This is a genomic window from Streptomyces yerevanensis, from assembly GCF_000716805.1.
In the GTDB taxonomy this organism is placed as follows: domain Bacteria; phylum Actinomycetota; class Actinomycetes; order Streptomycetales; family Streptomycetaceae; genus Streptomyces; species Streptomyces flaveus.
Genome location: NZ_JNWJ01000108.1, coordinates 1 through 16,097, shown reverse-complemented (window position 1 = coordinate 16,097; position 16,097 = coordinate 1). Strand labels below are relative to the sequence as shown.

Sequence of the window (16,097 nt, the reverse complement as noted above, 5' to 3'; positions counted from 1 at the left end):
TGGACTGTCTCAGAGGTTGTGCTGTCTCACCTGAGACGACGGCGTCGAGGCATGATCACCGACTGGACCACTCAGTGATCTGTCTCAGAAAGAGTTGAGCAACTTCATCACTTCGTGGCGGAGTCGGGGGTACCGGGTTGACGAAGTACAGCAACCAGTTCACCCACGAAGTTGTTGGAGGTGCCGGAGGGCAAGCGGCTCTCGGAGCTGGAGTCGGCGGCGAGGCCCTCGTCGACGCGCTCGCCACCCTGGCGCCCAGCCTCGACTGGGCGCCGGTCGCCGCCACGGCGCGGCAGGCCGAACAGGACGGCACCCTCGACGGCTGGATCCAGGCCGGGGCAGTGGACCCGCTCGCCCGCCTGTCGGCGGCTGGCGCCAAGGAAATTGCTGCCGCGCGCTGTACGGCGCAGCTACTCGCCGACACTGGCGCCCTGTACCTGATGCACGGCCTCGGTAACCGGTCCGTCTCATCGTCATCCGGTCCGCACGCGGCCCGGATGCTGCCGCCGGCCCTCCCGAACATCGATTTTCCGATCAGCTTCCGGCGTGGGCCCGCGCTAGAACGGTAGGACAAACTCAGCACGTCTCGCGGTAGGGGATGCCTGGCAGGTGCTTCTTCCAGTCGGCGCGGGAGAGTCCGGACTTTACGCGGTCGCAGATCTGGGAGACCAGCATGCTCGGACCGATGTCGTACTTCTGGAGCGGGACGTGGGTGCCCGCGGCGTAGAGCGTGTGGCCGTCAGGACTGAAAGCAAGCGAGAGAAACGAGTCGCCGAAGGCGGGGAGGGCGGAGCCGAGCAGTCGGGCGGACGCGACATCCCACAGATGTATGGTGCCGGACTTGCCGGCGACTGCCAGGGTGGCACCGTCGGCGGAGAAGGCCAGCGCGCTCACAGCGTTGGTGTCCCCCGAGCGCGCGCCGACGTAGGTTCCGGGCAGTACGCCACGGCGTTCGTGTGTTCCTCCGTCCCAGACGGTGACTCGGCCCAGTATGTCGCCGACAGCCAGGTGCGCCCCGTCGGGGCTGAAGGCGAGCACGGTTGTTGAGTCCTCGCCCAGTGTGCGGTGACTGACTCGCCCGGAAGGCAGATCGGCGACCATGTCGTACGAGGTCACCAGCTTGCCCATGTCACGGCGGAGGGCCAGCTCATCTCCGCCGATGCCGGTCAGCGTCCTGGTTTTCCTCCCCTGGCGTACGTCCCACAGTTGTACGGACTCTCCCTGCAGCCCGGTAAGGACTAGCAGCAGGGTGTGGCCGTCGGCGCTGAGCCTCATTCCGCTGATGCCGGTCTGGTTCCGCCCGCCAGTCGGGATGTCGACCGTTGCGTGCCTCCGGCGTGCTGTGACGTCCCACACCGTGATCCGCTGCCGTTTCGGTGAGTTCCCGTCAGTGTCGCTCCACAGCTGGCCGTAGGCGAAGTATCTGCCGTCGGCGCTGAACGCCATGAGATTGGCGCAGTTGCCGTCCCAACTTCCCGCTGGCGCAGCGTCCGGTGCTTCCGCCCGCGGTCGTTCCTTGTCGGAGTCCGACGGATCGAGGGGGCAGGGTGCTCCTGGCAATGGGGACGTGACATGCCCGCTGCGGGTGCTCAGCAGTTGGAAACCGTCTGTGTCGCTCGACCTGTGAACGGTGGCAAGTGTCCGGCCTCCCGCGGCCAGTTCTGCCTGGCGGACGGGGTGTTCCTGCCAGCGTCGGGTCGCCGCTGGTCCCAGACTCAGCGTCCTGACTGCCGTTGCGTAACCGTTGAGGTACCGCACGGCACCTCCGGCGAGGTCAAGTTCGAACTCGTCGGGGGTCTCATTGATCAGAAAGTGACGGAAGACCGGTGCGTCGGGGGCCGAGAGCCGCCACAGCAGAATCTCATGAGTGCTTGTGGCCGCGATGAATTCTGCGCCGACCCGGATGCCTTTCAGGCCCGCGCCTTTCAGCTGGGCGGACTCCTCGCCGGAGTGGAAGTCGAAGACGCTGACGCCCTTGGCGGTGAGAAATGCGATCTTTCGGCTATCTGGAGTGAAAGCCAGGCTGTCGGCCCGGCAGTTTCCCTTGAAGTTGGCCGACTGGGGAAAGGAGAGCTTGCGCCGTTCGCTGATCTTCCAGATCTCCAGCAGCCCAGTGCTCGTGCACAGCCCCAGCCACTGGTCATCAGCGCTGACGGCCAGGTTCCGCACCTCGTCTTTCCTCCACGGAAGCCCCATGAGCAGGCGCCGTCGCTGCAGATCCCACACCTGCGTGACCTCGGTCGCGAACTCGTCAACGACGAGGGTGTGGCCGCTGGCGCCGAACATCGCGACCACTGGATCGTCTACCGGGAGCATCCCAGTCACCCGCCCGGTGCGTACGTCCCACAGCCGCACTCCGTCTTCTTGCTCCAGCGCGAGTGTCTGGCCGTCCGGACTGACCACGGCCGACTCGTCCTCGCCAAGCAGTTTGCCGACTCCCACGTCGGAACGCGTCCGGCGGTGGGTGATCACGTCCCATGTCTCCAGCCTCTTCGACGTGACGGTGATCAGAGTCCGGCCATCCGCGGCAAGTTCAAATCGGGTTCCGTTTCCGTCGAAGACCGCTTCGGGGAGGGCGGAGACGTCCTCTTCCTTCTGCGCCATCGACCCCATCAACGCCGACTTCGTCTCCACCGTCTCCGCCAGTCGCCAAGCCGCCACACTCAGCCGCCTAGCCTTCATCGGATCCGAGAACCGCATGTTCTCCGCGACGGCCGCGATCCGCCGGGCCTCCGCCTCCACCCGCCGCCGGTCGCTCGTGCGGCTCTGTTGCCAGGCGACGACACCGGCGACAAGGGCGAGGACCAGCAGTGTGGCCAGAGCAGCGGCAAGGGAATGACGACGACGGCGGCTGCGGGTACGGGCGGTGCGGGCGGCGTCCAGGAAGGAACGTTCCAGCGATGTGAGGGCGGCCTCGTGCTCCGCGGCGGCGAAGAACTCGTCGGCGGAATCCAGGCGGGTGCCCCGGTAGAGGGCACCGGGATCGCGGCCGAGATCGTCCCAGGCCTGGGCGGCCTCGGTGAGGCGCCGATGGGCACGCAGGCGCTCGCGGTCCTGCTCAATCCAGCCGCGCAGCCGGGGCCAGCCGGTGATCAGGGCCTCGTGAGCGAGGTCAACGGTGTCCTCACCGAGGGTGATCAGACGGGCGCGGGCCAGCCGGTCGAGGACCACGGCGACGTCGTCGCGGTGCTCGGCCAGGTCGAGTTCGCTGCGGGCGGCCGGGCGGCGGGTGTCCGGGGAACCCTCCCCCGGGGAGATCAGCCGGAGCAGCACCATCCGGGCCAGCTCCGCCTGCGCCGCGGACAGCCCGGTGTGGACGTCCTCGGCGGTCTGCGCGATCGCGCCGTGCAGACCGCCCGCCGCCTCGTACGCCTCCACGGTCAACGCCCGTCCCCGGCGCCGCCGCCAGGTTTCGTGCAGGACGTGCGACATCAGCGGCAGTCCGCCCGGTTCGCCCTCTACCTCGCGGACCAGACGGGCGGTCAGCTCGCGCTCGACGATGAGCCCGGCCGTCTGCGCGGGCTTGACGACCGCCTCGCGCAGCTCGGCCGGGCTCATCGGCCCGACCAGCAGACCGGAGTCGGACACCACGTCGGCCAGGACGCGGTGTTCGGCGAGGCGGCCGTAGAAGTCCGCCCGTACGGCGATGACGACCCGCAGCCGGCTGACTGGTTCCCGGGCGGTGAGCAGCCTGTCGATGAACTCGGCGCGCTCCGCCGAGTCGTGGCAGAGGGTGAAGACCTCCTCGAACTGGTCGACGACGATGACGGTGTCGCCGTCCCCGGCGGCCGGCCGCAGCGCCTGGGCATGAGTCCGCGAAGGACGGTCGCCCGGCGTGAGGATCCGGATCGCGGACACCTCACCCGCGCCGTGCAGGCGCAGCGCCGGTATCAGCCCGGCCACCGAGACCTCCACCTGCCGGGCCATCTGCCGGTAGGTGATGCCGCCCGCTTCCTGACGCAGCTTGCGCAACTCGAACGCAAACCGCTGCACCGGCCCCCGCCCCGGATCGAGGTCCGCCTCCGGACGCCCCATAGCGCTTCCCTCCCCCGTGCCGCCCCCGTGACCAGCAGCGGCGTCTCATCCCAACACGCGCCCCACCAGCGTGAAAGACGCCATCTCGCCAACCCGGGCTTGTGACCTGCTTTGTTTCACGCCCGGGACCCGGCTGTGCAACAACCCGAACTCCGGTGAACTCGATGTTGTACGCCGGCACGGCTCCGGGCAGACCGCCGTGCCGCTCAACCAAGCAGGGGGAACACCATGAAGGTACGCAAGGCGCTGACCGCTGCCGGTGCCACGGCGGCGATGGCAGCCGGCCTCGTGCTGGCCGGACCGGTCACCCAAGCCCAGGCGGCGAGCACGCTCGCCTGCGCACAGGTCTCGGGGAATCCTGCCGGGGCCTGCATCTATAACATTGAGTTCAGGCGCTATCGGGTCACCGTGTGGGACAACAAGTGCGACGGGCACCGTGTCTATGCCGAGTACCGCTTCAATCCGCTCGGCAACCGCAAGTTCGCCCCGGCAACTGCCTGCGGGAACAGCTACAGCTACTCGTTCAGCAACGACTTCAACGCGCCGTACGGCGGCTCGATCAGGGTCTGCATCGAGGACTGGGGGCCGAACACCTGCTCCGGCTGGAAGGAGTGGTGACGACCGCGTTCGGCAAGTACGACAGGCTCTGCAGCGACTGGAAGTAGCAAGATATCGCTCATCGGTCGAGGGGCCTGTGTGGTCCGTCCGCGAGGGCGCCAAACTTCACGTACAGGGGGAATTTCCATGCACGTTCGCACCAAGGCCGCCGGCTTACTCACGGCGGGTGCCCTGCTCTCCGGCCTGTTCGCCGGCGCCACGAGCGCGTCCGCGGCTCCGGCCGGTGCCACGGCCCAGGAGGCGTCCGTCTCGGCCGCCGCGGCGGGGTGCCAGCTCAGGGACTTCATCGGCTGGTACTGCGGCTACGAGGTCCTCAACCCGTACAGCGACCGAGGGGACCGGGGCGACAAGGTACGAGAGATCCAGGCGCTGCTGAGGTTCCACGGCGTGTCCATCGGATCGTCGGGCGTCGACGGCAGCTTCGGCGCCGACACCGAGCGCGCCGTGAAGACCTTCCAGGGCCGCAAAGGCATCGCCCGGGACGGCAAGGTCGGCCCGAACACCTGGTACTACCTCCGCACGCCGGGCGCCTGACCGGGGTGATGTCCGTTTCTGGCTGAGGTGGGAGCAAGGCCGCTGGTGGAGGTTCTGTCGGCTATTGCTTCCTGGCGAAGTTGCCGCTGTCGGCCTCGGTGAGGATCCCGAGTTTGACCAGGCGTTTCAGCTTGGCGCGGGTGCCTTCGACGTTCTTCGGCAGTAGTTCGTGGCCGAGGGCTTTGCAGACGTCCTTGGCCCGTAGCGGCGTCTCATCCCAACACCCGCCCCACCACCGCGAAAGACACCATCTCGCCAACCCGGGCTTGTGACCTGCTTTGTTTCACGCCGGGGACACGGCTGTGCAACAACCCCCAGCCCGGTGAACTCGATGCCGAACCAACTGAACGGCACGCCCCGGGATCCGGTGGCGTGCGGCCGTGGGCACAAACCGTGCCCGTGAGTCGAAGGAGAGATATGCGGCACATGCACAAGACCGGTATCGCGGCGGCAGGCGGGTTGCTCATGCTCGTCACGGGCGTGGGCACGGCCGACGCAGGACCGGCGGCGTCGACGGCCTCGAGCTTCGCCCAGCAGGCCGAGTCCGCGCACCTGACCAGTGCGCAGACCACGGCGCTGCAGGCGGACGTGGACCGCTACCTGAAGAAGATGGGCGGGACCCAGGTCGCGCTCAACAAGATCGACCTCAACGGCAAGGGCGAGGTCCTCGTCGCCCTGCCGGGCGAGGCCCACCCGCGCGACTTCGCCTCGGGCAACGGGATGCGCATCGCAGCCGACCCCTGCCCGGGTGTTCCGGGGGTGTCTGGGAACTTCTGTGCCTTCCAGCGCAAGGAGTTCAGGGGGACCTGGATCAAGATGCGCCAGTGCAACACGAAGTACTACGTGTCCACCTGGGGCAGGGGCGGTTCCTGGATCAACGACCAGACCCGCAACCTGGAGAGCCGCCGGGCCCGAATGTACAAGCCCAACGGCACCTTGGAATACAAGACACCGCGGGCGTACAGCTCGGACCTCTACGCCGACTGGAACCCCGTCCGCTACGTAATCCCCTGCGTCTAAGAGGACATCTCATTTGGCGTGTCCGATAGTCTGCGGTCGTGGACATCGTGGAGCGTCTGGTGCCGGATGAGCTGTGGGAGTTATTCGCGCGGGTGGTGCCTCCGGCCCCGACACGGCCTCAAGGTGGTGGCCGGCGGCGGTATGGGGATCGCGAGGTGCCGGCCGCGATCGTGTTCGTGGCCACGTCAGGGTGCACGTGGAAGCAGTTGCCGCCGTCCTTCGGCCCGTCGGGTCCGACCGCGCACCGCCGGTTCAGCGAGTGGAGCCGGGCCCGGGTCTGGGCCAAGCTGCACCGCCTGGTGCTGGACGAACCCGGCGCTCGCGGAGACCTGGACTGGTCGAGGTGTGCGATCGACTCGGTGAACATGCGGGCCCTGAAAGGGGGGACCTGACGGGTCCGAATCCTGTCGACCGGGGCAAGAAAGGCTCGAAGGTCCACCTGATCACCGAGCGGACCGGTCTGCCCATCTCCGTCGGCATCTCCGGCGCGAACCTGCACGACAGCCAGGCCCTGCGGCCCCTGGTACGCGGGATCCCGCCGATCCGCTCCCGCCGCGGCCCACGCCGACGCAAGCCCGCCAAGCTGCACGCCGACAAGGGCTACGACTATGACCACCTGCGTCGATGGCTGCGCAAGCGCGGCATCACCCACCGCATCGCACGCAAGGGGATCGAATCCTCCACCCGGCTGGGCCGCCACCGCTGGACGATTGAGCGCACCATGGCCTGGCTCGCCGGCTGCCGTCGGCTCCACTGCCGTTACGAGCGCAAGGCCGAACACTTCCTCGCCTGCACCCTCATTTGCTACCGCCGACTCACCAAATGAGACGACGTCTAAGGCGAGAGACCATGCAGCAGCACGACGAGCCGGTCACGCTCAGCCTTGCAGGCGTTGCACGGCTCGCCAGGGTCGGTCGTGCTGCTGTAAGCAACTGGAGGCGGCGTCACACAGACTTTCCGGATCCTGTTGGTGGCACGGATGCCAGCCCGAAGGCGTCGGACTGGGACAACCAGCGCTACCGGCTGCCGGCCGCGTGGTTCGCGGCGAAGGTCCCGGCCCGGGAGACCCGGTACGCCGGTGTCGAGTTCTGGGGCGGACAGGCCCTGCACCGGGTCGTCTGACCGGTGCGCGGCCGGGACTCGGAACCCACCGGCCCCATGGATTTCCTGCGCACCACAGCTGAGTACCGCGACTCATGCCCCGGCCGCGCCATGCCCCGACGATGTTCCCTATGACACGACTGCGCACTCGGCTCACCGGGCTACCGAAAGCCGTCACCGCGATGATCGCGGTCCTCGTCCGGCGCCGGGAAGATCAATGGGCCTTCGGGTAGGTCGTCTTGGGGCGCGGCCGTTGTCGGAGGGGGTGGCTACTGTCCGGCGTATGCCGAAGAAGAGGAAGAAGAAGCCGTCGTCGCGGGCCCGGCGCACTGGCGAGGTTGCCCCGCACGAGCAACTGCCCTCCGTGATCAAGCTCGGTGGCCCGCGGGTGCCGTCGCGTGGGTGGACCTTTCAGGCGTTGATCGACGCGGGGCGGGAATCTGGCCAGCCGTTCTTGGAGTTCACGGCGCAGCCTCCCGACGGATACTCATCCGATTTCGTCCCGCAGGTCGATTTCCCTCGGGCGCCGCTCCAAGCGGGGTGGTACCTGCGGTCCGACCTGGCCGTTCCGGTCTACCTTTGGGTGTTTTCCGAGAGTCAACTCGCCGATGATTCAGGCGCGTTGGATCTGCGGCGACGGGGATTCGCCTTCTATGTGGCGCACTCGGTGTGTACGCACGGAGGAAGTGACGGCGCTTATGCCAGCGCGGAGGACTTGGAGGCGTGGACTCCGATTGTGGCGCCGGACCCGAGCGTCGTGGACGCCGACAGGTATGGCCACGCGCCCGTTTATCGCACGCCTGCGGTACGGCGGCTGCTCCCAGGATCTCCCCGCACGGTGGGAGTGCTGGATGTGGACTATGCGCGGGTAGAGGGCCGGAGCCTGCCCGAGCGTTGGGATATCGACGTCGTCGGCTTCTTGGTGATGGAAAGACAGGACGCCGCCGACATGCCGGGACAGGAATTCTGGCGGCAAATAGCCTTTCACACGTTCCGAGATCAGAATCTCTCGGACCTCCGTGCCGTGGCCGGAGAGGTCGACCTGATCATCGGCCACAATCTCTTCGACGGCGACTACCGATGCCTGCGGACCTACGGCGACGTGGTGGACGTCGGCGTGCTGGCCGCGAAGACGGTGGACACGCTGTATGCCGCCCGTCATGTGGTCGGCGGCGGCGCATCTCGTGCGGCGCGTCTGGACCTCACCACCTTGGCGGGCGCCCAGGGACTGCGGGAACGGGCGAAGACAGCGTCCCGGACCGAGGCTCACCGCGGCATCCGCGCCATCCATGACGCGGAGGAGCGCTGGTTCTTCCAGCCCATTTCTGATGACTGCGAACTGATGCTGGAGCCGCAACTCGCCCCGGACACCTTCACGAACCTGCTGACGACGAAAGGCACCGTCTACCCGCTGCAGGGAGCGGCGCGCAATGAGAGCGTGGCCCGGATCCACCGCGAGATCGAACAGCAGCGGGCCGTCGGCACGCTGGCCAATCGCCACCCCGCCGCCGCGCACCGCCAGCGCTGTATGGCACCCAGCGACACGGGGGGGACGGCAGTGCGACCAGCTCATCGAGGCGACGCAGACGTATTGCCGTGCCCATCGCACCAAGCGGCGCTGCCGAGGGAATCCGGCCCTCAACGACGCCTGCACCGCCATTGTCCACGGCGATCTGGCGCATTGCCGCTGGCACCGTATGACCGCGCTCTACGTGCCACAAGGGCAGCGAATCGTCGAGGACTTCACCCTCGCTCTGCCGCTTCGCGGCTGGGAACGGGGCAGTGACTGGGGATACGACACGGGGACGCGTTCGTTCTTCGCGAGGCTGTACCGCAACGAGGCCGACTTGTCCGGCTCACCGACCGTATGGCTTTCGGGCACTGATCCCGACCTCGGCAACGTGGTCGCGCTCACGGACGCCGTGCAGAAAGCGACCGGGGCGTCCCGGCAGGACGTCGTGGCAGCCCTGACAGCGGATCGAAGGTCACCCCGAGAGCGCGCCGTGATCACCCAGGACTGGGAACCGGCCGGGTGCGACCGTCCCTGCCCGTGCGGCGCTGCGGACTGTGGCCACGGCGCACCGTGCCCGAACGACGAGTGCAGCGGTCACGACGTCCATACGATGCGCAACCCTCGCACCGAAGCGGACGTGACAGCGTGGCAGGACCATTTCGACTGCTGCGAGGGCTGCTCCGGCAGCTTCCTGGACATCTCACTCCCGGAGCGCCCCTGGGGCGAGATTCACGACGACGGCACCGTGACCGTGTACGCCGGGGTGTGCCACTACGAGCTCGGTGTCTACCCGTAGCCGCGTGCAGTCGTGGCGAACCAGTGCAGCGAGCCGGGGCCTGCGGGTGTCCGCGACCGAGCTGAACGGCGGGCCGGCTGGGCCCGGACGCTGTTCGCTGAGTGCGGCAGGTCAGTGGTGGCGCCAGGTTTGGCGCAGGCGCAGGACTTCGGTGGCCCAGTGGGCGGGAAGGTCTGGTTCGGGTATGCGTTCGCGGCCGAGGCTGAAGCGGACGTGGCGGTAGAGCCAGTGCAGCGAGGCGTCCGAGCTCGCGACGAGTGTGGACAGCAGCGGTTCACCGACCGGTGTCTCCCGGTCGACGGCGACCAGGAGTTCGCCTTGGTCGTCCGGGTGCAGGTGGGGCAGCCCGCCCGCCATCCGCAGCCGCAGGTCACCCCACGTCAGAAGTGAGCCGCCGCTGCGCGCCGCGTCCTTGAGGACGTCCCGGGCGATGGCGGCCAGCTTGTCGATGGTCTCGATCGGCAGACGGTCCGGGGGAGACGGTGCGGTGGCCTTGGGACCGGGGACGGCCGTGACCGGGTCCGCCGCGCGCGGTGCGGCACGACGCGGCGCGCTCGAGGTGCAAGCCTTGAGCTGGCGCTTCCACCGCTTGACCTGAACCTCTTCGAGCACCGGTAGGCGCCGGTCCAACTGACGGCGCAGCGAGCTGATCTCGTCGAGGAATGCGGCGAGTTGCTCGGTGGCCAGGCCGTTGCCGGCACGGCCGAGTTCGGCGAGGACTTGACGGATACGGCGCAGGATCGGGTCCGTGTTCGGATCCTGTTCCTGGCACCACGCTTTCACCTCGCGCATCAACGGCGTGTAGGTGGCACGGTCTTCGGGCGACAGGCGCCGGCCGTAGATGGGTCCGGCCAAGTGGCGCGCGGTCTGGACCGCAGCCAGGTCGCCGGCCTCCTGCGCGGCACGGATCTCCTTCACGAGCCAGGCGAACTCCGCTCGGGCTTCTGCGAAAGCGGCAGACTCGGAAGGCGGCGCGCCGCTGGGTGACGGGTAGGTCGCCGACGGGGCTCCGTCGTCTGGAGTCACCGATTCGCCGTTGACCTGGGCTTCCAGGCGGGTGAGCGCCGTGTGGAGGTCCTGCGGCAGGGGGCCGGGGCAGCGTCGTTTGAGAATCTTCGAGTGGGCCAGGGCACTGCGCAGGGCGAGAGACGTGGGGGCGGGGCCGGCCGTCGCGAGGTCGGCGAACAAGGTGCGCAGAGCAGCGTGGGCGGCTGCTGCTTCACGGCTGTTGATCCAGGTCTGCAGGTCGGTGCGGAGCAGTAGGAGGTTCTGCCGTGGCTCACTGGACAGGCGATCCGTGGCGATCTGTGAGACTTCCTTGCGGATCCGTCTGGCCTCGTTCAGGTCGTCGGCATCACGGGCCTGCTTGAACAGCTGCGTCAGACGGGCGATGTCTGCTGTCGCCTGCGCCCGGAACGTGCGCTGGTCCTTCCCCGGCGAGACGGGGCTCTTCGCGGCGGCGGGCGGGACGGCGGGCGTGCTCTTCTTCAGAGGAGCAGGCGCTGGCAGAGGGTGGCCAATGAGGCGGTCGAGGTCGTCCAGGAGCCGCTCGCTCTCGCGTTGCCACGCGCGCAGCTCCTGCCTGCGTTGCCGGACAGTCTCGTAGAGCCGTTGGTGCTGTTCGCCGTCCTTGACCGTGGTGGTCAGGCGGGCGGCGCGACGGCCGGTGGCGTGGGGCAACGTGGCACGGCCCACAGCCAACTGGGCCTTGAGGAGGGTCAGTTGTTCCTGGGCGGCCCGCGCTTCCGCGGGGCGGGGCGCCTCCGCAATGGCAGCCGATGCCGGTAGGGGAGGAGTGCGGTGGCCGTACTCCGTATGCGCAGCGCGGATCTGCTCGTCGCTCCACCGGTACAGCGCGGACTCCGAGGCCGGGGCGGCGGCTTGGAGCAGGCGCAGTACGGTGGCGAGATAGGACAGGGGACGGCCGGAGGGCGCGCGGACCAGGACGCACAACAGCGACCGGTTCCGATCTCGCGGCTTGTCGACCTCCACGAGGAGGTCCCTGCGCTTGGGATCGGGCAGGTGCGCGAGATCCAGGCCGATCCGCTCGGCCAGCTGATTCCACGTGGTGGTGGCTCCCTCCCGCGCCACGTCTTCGAGAGCCCGCCGCAACAGTGTGGCGGTGCGGCTGCCCTGGGACTGCACCGGAACGGTGGGGGCCGGGGCGGGCCGCATGGCGGGCTTCGGCGCGGGCAGGGGCTCGTCCAAGGCGACGGGGGGACGCCACAGGCCGGTACGTTCCGCGTCCAGGCCCTTGAGCTGGATGAGGCTGTCCGCGCGCACCGCCCAGCGGGTGTTCTCACCCGGCCGGTCGGCTTCGGTGACCAGCAGGCGCACCGCGCCCGCCAGCCGGTACACGTACTGCTCGGTGGGGCGGGGTGTGTCGTGGGGCAAGGAGAGCTGGGCCTTGAGGATCCGGTGTCCGGCCGGTTTGATGAAGCCGGATATCAGGTACCGGCCGCTCTCCACGAGGGGCGAGTCGGTGTCCGGCCGGGCCTCGCCGTCGATCGCGAAGACGATCTCGGCGCCGCGCAGCGGCAGGCTGCCGGCCACGGCGTCGTGGCGCGCGGCGCCCTCGCGGATCAGCCCGCGGTTACGCAGTTCGTCGAGGTCGGGGGTGATGAGGCCGTCGCCGGTCATCCGGCACTGCTCGAGCGGGGACCAGGCGACGGGGCGGTTCTCGGTGACGGTGCCGATCAGAACCCGGCGGCTGTTGCCATCGGTTTCGCACCGCACCCGCAGGGCGTAGCCGTAGCGGGCCGTCATATCCCGGGTGATGGCGCTCTCCAGCCCGAAGACCCACTCGACGTGCCCTTCCTTGGCGGCCAGGCTGTCCGCCGCTCCACGCCAGCTGCGGTAGTCGTTGGGCCGCAGCTCGAAGCGCAGGCGTTGATTCGTGGCACGCAGCACGAAGTCCACGGCATCCCCGGGGCCGTGCCCGAGGCTGCACAACTCGGCCTGTGCTGCGTGCCCCTGGCCCGCTAGCCACTGCGTCACGTGCGCCTTGATGAACAGGTGATCGGCGCTGTCGACGCCGTTGGCTGTGCGATGACAAGCCGTCCGGCTTCCGTCGCGGTCCGGGAAATGTGAGAAGTGACAGACCTTCGTTTCGTAGCGCTTGGTCATCAGCCGCTCGCCGCAGCCACCGAGCAGCGTCCCGCACCAGAAGTCGTCCTTGCCGAACTGGCGGCGGAACTCATCCAGATTGTGCGGCTCCTCGGGCAGGATGACCGGCTGGTCCGAATCCCGGCCTCCCATGACCGCGGTCTGGACGAGACGGAAGTCAATCTGCGCCACCAGCAGTTCCTCCGAAAACAGTCAGCACCCATCCACCCAAGGAGGCACACACCCCGGCGCGGACATCGCGCCCCGGAGCACCCCTGGCGCCTGCGCAGTCACACACGCCCCGACGGTGCAGCGACGTCTTGGGCCGCCAGATGAGATTATCTGTTAGAGACGGCATGCGCCGTGATCTAACCCTTCGTAACTTCTTTCCCTACCGTGCTCCAGGAACTGGACAGAGCCGTGGCGTCTTGAAGAGGGCGATGCTGAACCCGAGGCTCTCTTCGAAGGAATACAAGGAGACCTCACGCGCCGCTGGACGAAGGCGATCGACCCAAGGGACACGACATGTCGTTACTGCGGGCCGCCGCAATCCGAGCTCGGACCCGTGGGTTCAAGGCCAGCCGCTCTGGAAGCCAGGTTTCTGGGTGAGGACGCGCGCTCACTATCTGTCCTACGGTGAGACCGCTGGCCGTGCGGAGGTCAGTCCCGTAGAGGTTTGCGCCACGGAGCTTCGCCCGACGGAAGGCCGTGTTACGGAGGTCCGCGCACATAAGGTTGGAGCCACTGAGGTCAGCGCCCTCAAGAGACGCCCGGACGAGGAGCGAAGACTCAAGGTCTGCGTCTGTGAGATCTGCGCCGGCCAGGTCGGCGACCCTAAGGTCAGCGACATAGGCGTCCACACCACGGAGGTCCGCGTCAGTGAGCTTTGCCTGGTTAAGGACCGCATGTTCAAGGTCTGCGCCGCGGAGGTCCGCGCTGCGGAGGTCCGACCCGGTGAGATCCGCGTAGCGGAGGTCCGATTCGGACAGGTTTAGTGCATTGCTGTCTTCGCGCCGGAACACCGAGAAGTTGGTTGTCCGTAGGTCCGCCCCGTGTAGGTCTACAAAGGCAGTGCCGTCTTTCCCGGGAGGCCGCGTAACGAGGACTTCGAGGGCTGCGGTGATGTCCGCCGCTGGGCCCCCTTGCCGGTGGACGCCTCGCGTCTTGGCTGATGCTGGGGCGTGCACACGAATGAAGGCACTGAGGACCCGTATGACGGTGGGCTGGTCGCGGGCGGAGTCGTTCATGATGCGCTGGAGTGCGTAGATGCCCCCCAGACGCATATCTACGGTGCCGGAGCCGAGATTGGTCACGGCGTCGTTGTACCGGCTGGTGATCTGCCCCTGCTCGCTGAGACCTATCGTGTCTTGCGTCTGTTGAACGGTGACGAAAGTAAAGATCAGCGCGACGACGGCAGCGATTCCCGGCAGGCAGGTCGCGGTGACCATGGCCCATTGCGTTCGCAGCATCCGGCGTTCACGCGCTTCCTCTGCGGCGTGAGCGGTGGCTGCAACTACTGCTGGGTCGGGTGGGGGAAGTGGGGGTGGTGGCCCGAATGGTGGTGGGACGCTCGGTGGCAGCGTACTCATGTATCCCCCGGTGCCTCTGAATCCAGCACAGTAAGTCAGGTACATATTTTGTACCTGACGCCGCCTTCCGTGACCTATCTGTCCAAGTTATGGCACACCATGCCTCTTCCCGACGTATCGGAAGCGCCCTACCTGGTCCAGCAGCCCCGCGGCGGACTCACCAGCAAAATTCACCTCGCTGCCGACCGTGAGCGCCGACCGAGCCGACTCGAAGTAGGCCGGCTAACGTCGACGGGGTCGGCTGGCCGCCCTCGCCGACTGGGCGCATACCGGTACGGCCGCGCCGCAACAAGGGCATGCAGATGTGGCAGGCCCTCCGGCTCGGTGCGGGCTGGGGCATCAGCAGCGAGCCGTGCGACGACGGTCACTGGACCGAACAGACCTGGCGGGTCTTCGAGGCCGTCGATTACCGGTGGAGCGGAGACCTGGAGCCGGTCGCCCGACTCGGCCAGCTGGTCGGCCGCCACGTCGACAGCGGCGGCCAGGACGCCGCATCGCCGACGACGACGCGCTCCTCCGCCGGGATCTGGCGTGGGCGCAGCAAGTGACACTGCCCACGCGGGAGTTCCGTGAGCTCTGAGCGGCGTGTTCGGATTACCGGAAGGCGCTGGCCTCTCTGGGGGGTTACGGCGTCGTATGACCTGATTCCGTAACGGCACCCTCGATCTTCGGCGGCCAGTGCCGGAGCACCGTCTTCACACCGTGTGCTGCTCCGGCGATCCGGGCGCCCAGCGAAGGGTTGCTGTTGCGCTGCCGGAACGCCGTGTCCAACTCCAGGACCGCAGCGGCCAGCACCTCCAGCTGCCGCAGCCGGGTGAGGAGCTGGGCACGGGCGTGCTCATTCCGACCGGCGGCGATCACCAGGGCGCGCCACTGCAGGGCCTCCAGCTTCAGCTCCAGATCCGACTCGTCGACGAAGTCGCCGTCAACGATCGCGCGGGAGCGACGGATCGCCTTGCATCCCTCCAGCACCTGAACCGCCAGCTCTCCCTCCGGGCTGTCCAGGTCACGCCGGATCACGTAGCTGTGATGCAGGCGGCGCAGCACCTCCGCCTTGGAGGTCATGCCGCGCACCACCGCCTTCCCCCGGCTGGGAACGGCGTCGTTCCACAGCGGCGCGTTGTCGAAGGGCGTGCCACGCCCGTACCGGACCCGGTGCAGAGAGTTCCACCGCTCGTAGGGCAGGTCCGGGTCGAACATCACCGGGTCCTTGTCCAGGCGCCGCGCGTAGTCCGGCAGATACAGCTCCACCAGCTCGTCCAGCGCCGTCCCGGACTCGGAGGCCGCGTTGTTCGCCGGCAGTACGGTGTCCTGCACCTCGGGCTCGCTCCGGTGCGCCGGGGAGTCCTCGACGGCTTCCCCGTCCAAGCGCGCCAGCACGCCGTTCGTCAGCACCCGGGCCGCCGCCGACAACTCCCGCGCCCGTACGGCATCCGGATGCTCGGCCGCCGCCTCCAACAGCCCTGCGGCCATCCGCCGCAACCCGCGGATCAGCTCCTCGACCCGCGCGTCGACATCCCGCTCACTCATGTGTTCCCCCTGCGTACGGCTGCAGGCAGTGTGCCAAAGGCAGACACGGCATCCTGCGTTGCCCCCGGGGCTGCCGCGTCCCGCGCCCAGCCAGGGCGCGGGACAGATACAGAAACCCCTGTCAACCGAGGTCCGTTCCGAAGCTTGGCCGACCCAAGCGCTGGCCTCCTGACCGGCCACGCGCCGGCGCTGTGCCGCTTCCGTGACGGGTGTCACGGGACAATATCGGGTTTGCGCTGATCGCCGTTATCGTTTC

General features: G+C 68.1%; 13 protein-coding genes. 9 read left to right on the top strand and 4 right to left on the bottom strand.

The genetic code is table 11. From position 1 onward, the window contains the following. Positions 1-137: 137 nt before the first annotated feature. The gene (locus tag OP79_RS56655) at positions 138-569 is read left to right on the top strand and encodes a hypothetical protein (RefSeq protein WP_033329301.1); all 432 of its coding nucleotides are present in this window, start codon (positions 138-140) and stop codon (positions 567-569) included. A 7-nt stretch (positions 570-576) separates the two neighbouring features. On the opposite strand, the gene OP79_RS46725 is transcribed toward OP79_RS56655, so the two are convergent. Continuing rightward, positions 577-4,035 carry a WD40 repeat domain-containing protein gene (locus OP79_RS46725; RefSeq protein ID WP_033329300.1) on the bottom strand — a complete coding sequence of 1,153 codons (3,459 nt, stop codon included), beginning with the start codon at positions 4,033-4,035 and terminating at the stop codon, positions 577-579. A gap of 228 nt (positions 4,036-4,263) precedes the next feature. On the opposite strand from OP79_RS46725, the gene OP79_RS46720 reads away from it, so the two are divergent. The 7 genes from OP79_RS46720 (at position 4,264) to OP79_RS56260 (ending at position 9,617) form a co-directional block, all read left to right on the top strand. Then, a complete protein-coding gene (locus OP79_RS46720; RefSeq protein WP_033329299.1) occupies positions 4,264-4,653 on the top strand; it encodes a hypothetical protein in 390 nt (129 codons plus the stop codon). Between the two features lie 126 nt (positions 4,654-4,779). After that, entirely contained in the window at positions 4,780-5,187 is a 408-nt protein-coding gene (locus OP79_RS46715; RefSeq protein ID WP_051745764.1) for a peptidoglycan-binding domain-containing protein, read from the top strand. 426 nt (positions 5,188-5,613) lie between these two features. Beyond that, positions 5,614-6,207: a hypothetical protein gene (locus tag OP79_RS46705; RefSeq protein ID WP_033329312.1), complete on the top strand. Its 594-nt coding sequence runs from the start codon at positions 5,614-5,616 to the stop codon at positions 6,205-6,207. 47 nt (positions 6,208-6,254) lie between these two features. Beyond that, positions 6,255-7,033, top strand: a protein-coding gene (locus OP79_RS46700) for an IS5 family transposase (RefSeq protein WP_425428693.1) whose coding sequence is annotated in 2 segments (ribosomal slippage) — positions 6,255-6,587 and positions 6,590-7,033 — 777 coding nt in all. Because the reading frame shifts where the segments join, the coding sequence is not laid out codon by codon here. A gap of 23 nt (positions 7,034-7,056) precedes the next feature. Further along, entirely contained in the window at positions 7,057-7,329 is a 273-nt protein-coding gene (locus OP79_RS46695; RefSeq protein WP_033329296.1) for a hypothetical protein, read from the top strand. A gap of 262 nt (positions 7,330-7,591) precedes the next feature. Next, positions 7,592-9,094 (top strand): hypothetical protein, encoded by a 1,503-nt coding sequence (locus tag OP79_RS46690; protein WP_033329295.1) that lies wholly within the window; start codon positions 7,592-7,594, stop codon positions 9,092-9,094. Positions 9,095-9,458: 364 nt separating this feature from the next. Next, on the top strand, positions 9,459-9,617 hold the full coding sequence (locus OP79_RS56260; protein WP_169786264.1) for a hypothetical protein: 159 nt from the start codon (positions 9,459-9,461) through the stop codon (positions 9,615-9,617). 111 nt (positions 9,618-9,728) lie between these two features. On the opposite strand, the gene OP79_RS50905 is transcribed toward OP79_RS56260, so the two are convergent. Continuing rightward, positions 9,729-12,914 carry a hypothetical protein gene (locus OP79_RS50905; protein WP_051745758.1) on the bottom strand — a complete coding sequence of 1,062 codons (3,186 nt, stop codon included), beginning with the start codon at positions 12,912-12,914 and terminating at the stop codon, positions 9,729-9,731. Positions 12,915-13,204: 290 nt separating this feature from the next. After that, the gene (locus OP79_RS46675) at positions 13,205-14,170 is read right to left on the bottom strand and encodes a pentapeptide repeat-containing protein (protein WP_245685708.1); all 966 of its coding nucleotides are present in this window, start codon (positions 14,168-14,170) and stop codon (positions 13,205-13,207) included. Positions 14,171-14,607: 437 nt separating this feature from the next. Between OP79_RS46675 and OP79_RS46670 the strand changes: the two genes are divergently transcribed. Continuing rightward, positions 14,608-14,859 carry a hypothetical protein gene (locus OP79_RS46670; protein ID WP_033329294.1) on the top strand — a complete coding sequence of 84 codons (252 nt, stop codon included), beginning with the start codon at positions 14,608-14,610 and terminating at the stop codon, positions 14,857-14,859. A gap of 76 nt (positions 14,860-14,935) precedes the next feature. Here OP79_RS46670 and OP79_RS46665 read toward each other — a convergent pair whose 3' ends face one another. Then, positions 14,936-15,841, bottom strand: coding sequence for a hypothetical protein (locus tag OP79_RS46665; protein ID WP_033329293.1), 906 nt, complete (start codon positions 15,839-15,841; stop codon positions 14,936-14,938). Between the last annotated feature and the right edge of the window lie 256 nt (positions 15,842-16,097).

Bases quoted from the DNA above. Each gene is read 5' to 3' on its own strand.
- OP79_RS46725 (WP_033329300.1), bottom strand. From the start codon at position 4,035: ATGGGGCGTCCGGAGGCGGACCTCGATCCGGGGCGGGGGCCGGTGCAG.
- OP79_RS46720 (WP_033329299.1), top strand. From the start codon at position 4,264: ATGAAGGTACGCAAGGCGCTGACCGCTGCCGGTGCCACGGCGGCGATG.
- OP79_RS46715 (WP_051745764.1), top strand. From the start codon at position 4,780: ATGCACGTTCGCACCAAGGCCGCCGGCTTACTCACGGCGGGTGCCCTG.
- OP79_RS46705 (WP_033329312.1), top strand. From the start codon at position 5,614: ATGCACAAGACCGGTATCGCGGCGGCAGGCGGGTTGCTCATGCTCGTC.
- OP79_RS46695 (WP_033329296.1), top strand. From the start codon at position 7,057: ATGCAGCAGCACGACGAGCCGGTCACGCTCAGCCTTGCAGGCGTTGCA.
- OP79_RS46690 (WP_033329295.1), top strand. From the start codon at position 7,592: ATGCCGAAGAAGAGGAAGAAGAAGCCGTCGTCGCGGGCCCGGCGCACT.
- OP79_RS46675 (WP_245685708.1), bottom strand. From the start codon at position 14,170: ATGGTCACCGCGACCTGCCTGCCGGGAATCGCTGCCGTCGTCGCGCTG.
- OP79_RS46670 (WP_033329294.1), top strand. From the start codon at position 14,608: ATGCAGATGTGGCAGGCCCTCCGGCTCGGTGCGGGCTGGGGCATCAGC.
- OP79_RS46665 (WP_033329293.1), bottom strand. From the start codon at position 15,841: ATGAGTGAGCGGGATGTCGACGCGCGGGTCGAGGAGCTGATCCGCGGG.